General features: G+C 69.0%; 5 protein-coding genes and 1 pseudogene. 2 read left to right on the forward strand and 4 right to left on the reverse strand.

Annotation, left to right across the window (positions count from 1 at the left end):
- A partial coding sequence (locus tag AC5RWU_RS23185) for a hypothetical protein (RefSeq protein WP_493986528.1) occupies window positions 1-205 on the forward strand: 205 nt, incomplete at its 5' end.
- A gap of 197 nt (window positions 206-402) precedes the next feature.
- Here AC5RWU_RS23185 and AC5RWU_RS23190 read toward each other — a convergent pair.
- The 4 genes and pseudogenes from AC5RWU_RS23190 to AC5RWU_RS23205 all read right to left on the reverse strand — a co-directional run bounded on the left by AC5RWU_RS23190 (window position 403) and on the right by AC5RWU_RS23205 (window position 3,611).
- Entirely contained in the window at window positions 403-1,104 is a 702-nt protein-coding gene (locus tag AC5RWU_RS23190; protein ID WP_493986529.1) for a hypothetical protein, read from the reverse strand.
- 155 nt (window positions 1,105-1,259) lie between these two features.
- A pseudogene (locus AC5RWU_RS23195) lies at window positions 1,260-1,316 on the reverse strand (hypothetical protein); the annotation flags it as partial.
- A 133-nt stretch (window positions 1,317-1,449) separates the two neighbouring features.
- Window positions 1,450-2,448: a hypothetical protein gene (locus AC5RWU_RS23200; protein WP_493986530.1), complete on the reverse strand. Its 999-nt coding sequence runs from the start codon at window positions 2,446-2,448 to the stop codon at window positions 1,450-1,452.
- Complete coding sequence (locus tag AC5RWU_RS23205) at window positions 2,445-3,611, reverse strand: tyrosine-type recombinase/integrase (RefSeq protein WP_493986531.1); 1,167 nt, start codon at window positions 3,609-3,611, stop codon at window positions 2,445-2,447. Before AC5RWU_RS23205 ends, AC5RWU_RS23200 begins: the two co-directional genes overlap by 4 nt.
- Before the next feature lie 636 nt (window positions 3,612-4,247).
- Here AC5RWU_RS23205 and AC5RWU_RS23210 point away from each other — a divergent pair.
- Window positions 4,248-6,605 (forward strand): Ig-like domain-containing protein, encoded by a 2,358-nt coding sequence (locus tag AC5RWU_RS23210; RefSeq protein WP_493986532.1) that lies wholly within the window; start codon window positions 4,248-4,250, stop codon window positions 6,603-6,605.
- Window positions 6,606-7,363 lie beyond the last annotated feature (758 nt).

Below are 7,363 nucleotides of genomic sequence, written 5' to 3' on the forward strand. Positions count from 1 at the left end.
ACTCGACGCCGACCGCGACCACGCCAAACGCTTCGACGACCTCGTCACCCATGGTGCGCCCTTCCCCAAGGAGCGCGAGCTGGTCATCGAAGAGGCCTGGGCACGGGGATACACCCCGACTGGCAAGGTCATATATCGAGGCATTGGCCAGGGGCAACCGCCGACCTTAAAGTTCGACGTGGAAGTCGACATCACCCCGGGTTGATCTCTCAATCCCGCCAGGAACATCCGCTTCGCGGGCCTGCAGTGTCCGAAGGTCACCGATAACAGCGCATATGACACCAGTCGAACATCGGTATTTGCAAGACAAAGCACAGAGTCCTCGGATTCCGCCCCGAAGTGTCTGGTACCGGTTGCCGAAATGGTGCTGTCGTGATTCTCCAGGACGCAGGCCAGCCTGGATTACCGGGCGTAGGGCGGGACTTTGGACTCGTTGTTAAAGGGTTCGAACCATTCGGCGAAGCCCATGGGTGCAAGGCCCAGGTCCTCGGCCAGTTCGATGTCGTCCTCGAAGCCGTCCAGGTCGCGCCGGTACAGCATTTCGCTGTCCGCGTCCTCCAGGAGCTGTTCTTCAAGGATGCTGCGCCACCCGTCTGCCAGCTTCAGGTCGAATAGGTGCTCGATGACCTCCACCTGGTCCAGCAGGCACCGGACGGCCAGTTCCTGGGCCACGCACGAGGGGTATTCCCAGCCCCGTACCAGCAGGGACGCCGTATCGGCGGCTACGACCAGGAAACGCCGCACGAAGCCGGGCGTGTAGCCGGCGGCGAACCGCCGCGGCAGGCCGGACAGCACCGAGGTGGTGGCAATGCCGGAGGGCGTGACCGGATCAAGTTCCTTCACGGTATCAAGGTCCTCGAACAGCTGGTCGATCAGGACCACCGAGGCCTCCCAGAGGCAGCCCGCGAGGAGTTTCGCGTTCCGTAATGACTCGGCCCGCTCGTCGGCGCTGACAGGTTGGCCCTCCGGTTCCTCACCTGATGCCCCGGGGTGCGGCAGGTAGCCGAGCTTTTCCAGCTCCAGGCCGGTCAGTCGTTCGCCGAGGGCCATCAGGCCGCGGGTCTTGTCCTCGCGCTCACGGTCGTTCTGTTCCCCGGTAACCATGCCCCGATCCTACGGCACGTCCGGCAATGGGCGGCTGGCCCATCTGTTACCGGTCTTCAGCGGTTAGGCCGGTGCCGGGGGTGCAGCCTTTGAATGGTCCGTCGGCGGAGAGCAGGGTAGCCATGTGGGGTCGGCGTGGTTGCGCCACCAGATGCTCATGCCGGTTTTCCGTCGAGACGCAGGTGTTCCCAGGTGCGCCAGAGGTCTTCGAGGCGGCTGGTGGCTTCGGCGTGCTTCCACCATTGGGGGGCACCAGGAGGCTGCGTTGTCGGTTGATTCTATGGGCACGTCGTTCTTACGGCTCACCGTATTGCAACACAGTCGCCTTCCACATAGTGCCTATACTCAGTCGCCCCGTTCCTCGGCGAGAATCCGCTCACTCTCCTTCAAGGCTGCTGCGACCTTCTCATCAAGCGCGTCCATGAGTTCGCTGAGGTCATCGAAGCGTTCCCGCTTGTATTCGCCCGGCTCCTTCCTGACCCGCACGCCCCGCTCCTCGCGCACCGATCTCTCGATCCCCACCTCCGGCACCGGCGGCTCGTCCCGATAGATAGGTGCCAGTTCCGGGTTCTGCCGCGTGGCGAGCACGGCGCTGATGGCGCGGATGCTCAGGGCCAGTCCGGCCGAGGTCCACCCGTACCGGTCAATGCCGGGAATGAGGGTCTCCGCGTTCTCCCAGCCCGGGGTCGGCGGCACGTCGCAGGCGTGCAGGGCGCTTGGTTGGGCCAGGGCCAGATACTGCCGCACTCCCCCGCGCCAGTCCCTCTCCCAGCGGCCGAGCACGTCCAGCCACCGGGTGACCGCGCAGGCCGGGCACTCCCCCGGCTCGTCACTGCGGCTGATGACCGTGCCGAGGACGGCGGTGTGTCTGGACCCGGCTTCGATGTCCCCGGCGGTGAGCCGCCTGATCCGGTTGCGGGACAGGCGCAGTTCCCCGGCGGCGACGAGGATGAAGCCGTCCCGGCGTCCGGTGAACCCGCGGACCCAGCCCACGGTCGGGACGCAGGCCAGCGCCTGCGGCAGCTCCAGCCACCCCTGCCCTCTCCGCCATGGCAGCGGCACGTCATTGTCGCCCAGCGGGGCGAACGGCACCCCTTCCCGGTCGTGCATGACCCGGATCGCGTCCAGCCGCCTCACGGTCAGGGCCTTGGAGGCCGGGCACTGCCTTACAAAGGCATCGAGAGTTTCGGCGTCCGCCGGCATGGGCTCCCGGCCGGTCGCCTCGCACCAGTCCGCATACAGGCTCCAGTGCCGCTGCACGTGGGGGTGCTGTGCCCCGGAGCCGGGTGGTTTCAGGCCGTGCCGGGCCGGCTTCAGTCCGCTGTCGGTGGTCCGGGCGGTCACAGGCCCAGGCCCATGACGGCGTTGCCGCCGGCCAGCGGCACGTATTCGCGGTCGTAGACCTCCACCATGGCGTCGGATTTGTGGCCGGTCTGCAGGCGGATGGAGCGGGAGTCGAAGCCGTTGCGGCGGGCCTGGGTGACGAATCCGGCGCGCAGGGAGTGGAAGCCGATGTCCTCGTGGCTGAACCCGGCGGCGGCTGCCCGGCGTTTGGCGATGGCGTTGAGGGCGTGTCCGCCGACGCCTTGCTCTTTGATCTGCCCGGCCTTGCTGATCGCGCGCAGCAGCGGGGTCTGCGGGTCGAGGTGCCAGCGGCGGGGTTTGCGGCAGATGTGTGTCAGGCCAGCCCACGACGGAGTTTCAAAGACGGCCTTCATCAGTGCCGCCCTCCCCTTCTGTGCTGCTTCGAGCATGAGCATCCAGCGGGTCCATGCGCACACCGGGCAGGTGCCCGGATGTTCGCCGTAGGGCAGGCCCCGGGTCACGCCCCGGCCCTCCTGATCGGTCTTCGAGTGCGTGATGCGGAAGTGCAGTCCGTCGTGGACGTGGTATTTGACGCTGCCGACGGTCAGGGCGGCCAGTTCGGAGCGGCGGAACGCCCCGGCGAAACCAGAGAGCAGGATGAATGAATCGCGGGCGGCGGACACCCCGTGCGGCCACCGGTCCCGGTCCATGGAGGACAGGACGATTTTCAGGTCATCGAGCAGCAGCGGAACCATGCGGCGGACCGGCGCCTGCCGCTCGCGGGCGATCCCGGACAGGACCATGGACACGTCGGTGGTCCGGGTCGGCGACTCATAGCCGTGGGCGGCGTGCCGGCGGGCGATCGCCGCCAGCCAGCGCTGCAGCGTGGAGGGCTTGTAGACGGGGGCGCCCCCGGCGTTTACGAGCCGGGCCCGGTCGGCCAGATACATGCTCACGGTGTCGGGGCCGGCGGGCAGCGCCGGCAGACCGTGGGCGGCGCACCAGGCCTCGAACATCTGCCAGTCGCTGCGGTAGGCGCGGGCGGTGCTGGCCGAGACGGCATGGGACTTGTGTGCATGGGCGAGTTCGCGCAGCCGCTCCAGTTCCGGGTTGATGGCGGCGAGAGCGCCGGGTCCGGAGCCGACCCGTCCGTCACGCGGGTGGGCCGGAACTGCCGCCGTGCCATCGGAATGATCTGCCATACCTGTCTCCGCTGCTCCCGTCCGTACCGCCCAAGTCTGTACCGCCCAGGCCCCCGTGGCGCCGTTCCGGCACCGATAACCCGGATGATCGCCGCCTCCCCCCCGTTTCCCGCGTTTCGGGCCAAAAACGGGGGGCAGCGCCGGTTTGTAGCATAACCGGCTGATCCGGGCCGCGATGAGGTGCCGGCAGCCCTCCGTCGCGAACAGCACCCATCCTGCAGGCACACATCCTGCAGGTCCGGCTCCCCTGTGGTCCAGCCGGGGCCGAGGGAGACGGCTCCCTCAAACCGGGTGCAGGACGCCCGCACCCGCTGGCGGCATCCTGCACCCGGTCCTGTGCCGGTAGGAGTCGGCTGGGTCCAGTAGAGGGTTCCGGCCTTGGGCTTTCCGTGGGGCTCCCCCGGCGCGCAGGAGCCGGCGAAAAATGTTGAAACGGGCGGCAGGAATTGCCTTAAAGGCGGAACATTCGTGGCTGAAAATGAGACTTTCATGAGTTTTTTATGAGAGTTTTCTCATGTTCCTTTTACAGGTTTATTCAAAGGTTTTGTCCGCATTGTTCATTTCACCGCCTGAAAAACAACGGGCGGTATGATCCGCCGGCGGGGGCCGGCGGCGCACCTTTGGTAGGAGACCAAAATGTCAACACGTTCTGCATCCATGCCCGCACGCCGGCGGCGGCTCGGCGGAGGCCTTGCCGCTGCCGTCACCCTGGGCGCCCTGATGGTCCCGGTCATGGTGCCGGCCTCATCCGCGGCGGTCATCAACGATCCGCCGGCCAACGGGCACAGCATCACGGTCTTCCCGGACCGGGACTACGTCAACGGTACGGGCTGGCCCGACGCCACCCCGGTCACGGTCGAACTGATCCGCAACGGCGCGGTCGTCGGCACGGCCACCGTCACCCCGGCCGATGACCTGTCCACCCCCGGCTTCGACGGGATCTTCGATCTGAACCACGGCGCCGGCGACCCCTGCTGGGCCGGGGCCACCCCGGACGTGCGCGGCGGTGACATCGTGCGGGTCACCGACGCGGCCGCAGTGTCCGACCAGACCACCACGGCCCGGATCAAGGTGACCCAGAAGGCCGCCCAGCTGCGGGCGGACACCGCCGTGGCACCGGCGGCGCCCAACGGGGCGGTGGTGTTCAAGGGCACCGCGGCCGATGCGGCCGGCGGCCAGATCCCGGCGGCCCAGCTGGAGGCGCGGATCGTCGCGGACGGCGAGTTCAATGCCAACGGGCGCAAGGATCTGCGGGTCAACCCGGTCTACGACTCGCCCACCGCCACGACCTGGAGCGCCACCATCACCGGGCTGACCAACCGGGACATCGCCCTGGCCACCGGCGGCGAATCGTCCCTGCAGTGGCTGGGCCGCAACCCCGGGCTGGAACCGGCACCGGAGGCGACCATCGCCGAATACTTCGACAGCACCGCGATCCAGGCCGCCCCCGGCTGCCCCGCCCCGGCGGTCGGACCGACCACCCCGGACCTGGCCGCGGCCAGCGACAGCGGCTCGTCCACCACGGACAACATCACCAACGCCGCCACCCCCACCTTCACCGGGTCCTCCGGCACCACCGGCATCGGCACCCCGGTAAGGCTGTATGTGGACAACGTGCTGAACACCTCCGGGACCATCGCCGCCGACGGCTCCTACAGCCTCACCGCCGCCGGTCCGCTCACGGACGGGGTGCACAGCATCGTGGCCAGCGAGGTCAACCCCGCCACCGGGGTGGAGACCCGCTCCCAGGGAGCCCTGTCCGTCACCGTGGACACCGCAGGACCTGCCACCACCATCACCGGCTCCCCGGCGGGCCCGACCCGGGACCCCTCCTACACCTTCAGCGCCTCCGAGGCCGGGGCCGGCTTCGACTGCTCCATGACCACCGGTGCCGACGCGTTCACCGCCTGCACCTCCCCGAAGGCCTACACGAACCTGGCCGCCGGCACCTACACCTTCAAGGCCCGGGCCACCGACGCGGCGGGCAACACCGGAGCCGCGGCCACCGCGGCCCTGACCGCCCCGGCCACCGCCCCGGCCGCCTCGCTGTCCCCGGCCGCCGGCCTGGCCTTTGCCGCCACCAACCTTAATACCGCCAGCGCCGCGCAGGCCGTGACCCTGACCAACAGCGGCACCGCGCCGCTGACCATCAGCAGCGTGGCCGTCACCGGCACCAACGCCGCCGAGTTCACCGAAACCCACACCGGCTGCGGCACCTCCCTGGCCCCCGGGGCCTCCTGCCAGATCAGCGTCACCTTCAAACCCACCGCCTCCGGCACCCGCACCGCCTCCCTGGTGATCACGGACAATGCCGCCGGCAGCCCGCACAGCCTGTCCCTGACCGGTACCGGCAACACCGCCCCGACCGTCACCTCCCGCACCCCGGCACCGAACACCTTCGCGGTGGCCTCCGGAGCCCGCACCCCGGTGCAGGTGACCTTCAGCCAGAACATCACCGCCGGGCTGCCCACCACCGCCGCGGCCACCCCGAACTTCACCCTGCGGCAGGGCACCACAACCGTCGCCTCCACGGTGGTCTACAACCCGACCACCCGCACCGCGACCCTGACCCCGTCCGCGACCCTGGCCACCGACCGGACCTACACCGTGTCCCTGACCTCGGCAATCCGCAGCGCCAACGGCCCCATCACCGCCGAATCGTGGAACTTCACCACCGGACCCCGCCCGACCGTGGCCTCGGTCGACCCGTCCAACGGCCGCACCGGCGTCGACCGCGACGAGGATGTGACCGTGCAGTTCAGCGAAAACGTCCAGGGCGCCAATGCCACCAGCGTGACGCTGAAGGACGCGGCCGGAAGGCTCGTGCCGGCGACCGTGTCCTACGACGCCCGCCGGCTCACCGCGACCCTGAACCCGTCATCGAACCTGGCAGCCAGCACCCGCTACACCCTCACCGTCGCCGCCCCTGTCCGGGACGCCGCCGGCAACCCGATCACCACCTTCACCTCCACCTTCACCACCGGAACCCGGTAACCACACCGGCAACCGCGAAGGACACACCCCAAGGCCCGGGGCCCGGGATCCGCCACTGGATCCCGGGCCCCGCCCCCGTGCAGGCACAGCCCAGGCTCCAGGCCCGCCGGCCTGCCCGCACGCACAGCAAGACCACTGCCGGCAGGACCGGGCCATGGCCGGGCGCCCGAAGCATGACAGTCCGGCCGGCCGCTGCCCGGCAGAGGGTGCCGGGGAATTCGCATTCGGTCACCGGTCAGGACCGCATCCGGTGGTCGGCCGGACCGTACGCGGAGCCGGGCCCCGGTGCCGGCCGCTGCGGAACCTGTGCGCCAGTGGTCATCCCCTCCGCTTCGACCCACAGGTTCCGGCCTGCAAGCAGGCGGGCAGAACGGGAGCGGCAGCAGCGCTGCCGCAGCCCATGCCGGTGCAGCAGCGGCATGGCCGATCACAGCGGCCGGGAGAAAAAACCTTCAATGGACCTGTTTCCTCCTCCTGCCTTGGACCGGCACCTGAAAACAGCCATCGCGACACCGCCATCGCGCGGAACAAAACGACGAAAACGGGAACATTAAGGCCACAGCGGACAGGCACTCCAGGCAGTTTCACCCCGGCAACGGGATGCGGTCCGGGAAGGCCCGGCCCCGGGAATTCCCCGGGGCCGGCAGTGCCCCGGACACCGGCCCGTGATCAAAACCGGCGGCACACGGAAACGCAGCCTCCATCCGTGCTAAGTGTCCGCGCAGATAAAACGGTCGGGCCTGCCGCACATGTGCGGC

The organism is Arthrobacter sp. B0427-1-12 (genome assembly GCF_059092905.1).

Excerpts from the sequence above, each read along its gene's own strand:
- AC5RWU_RS23190 (WP_493986529.1), bottom strand. The coding sequence starts at position 1,104 with ATGGTTACCGGGGAACAGAACGACCGTGAGCGCGAGGACAAGACCCGC.
- AC5RWU_RS23205 (WP_493986531.1), bottom strand. The coding sequence starts at position 3,611 with ATGGCAGATCATTCCGATGGCACGGCGGCAGTTCCGGCCCACCCGCGT.
- AC5RWU_RS23210 (WP_493986532.1), top strand. The coding sequence starts at position 4,248 with ATGTCAACACGTTCTGCATCCATGCCCGCACGCCGGCGGCGGCTCGGC.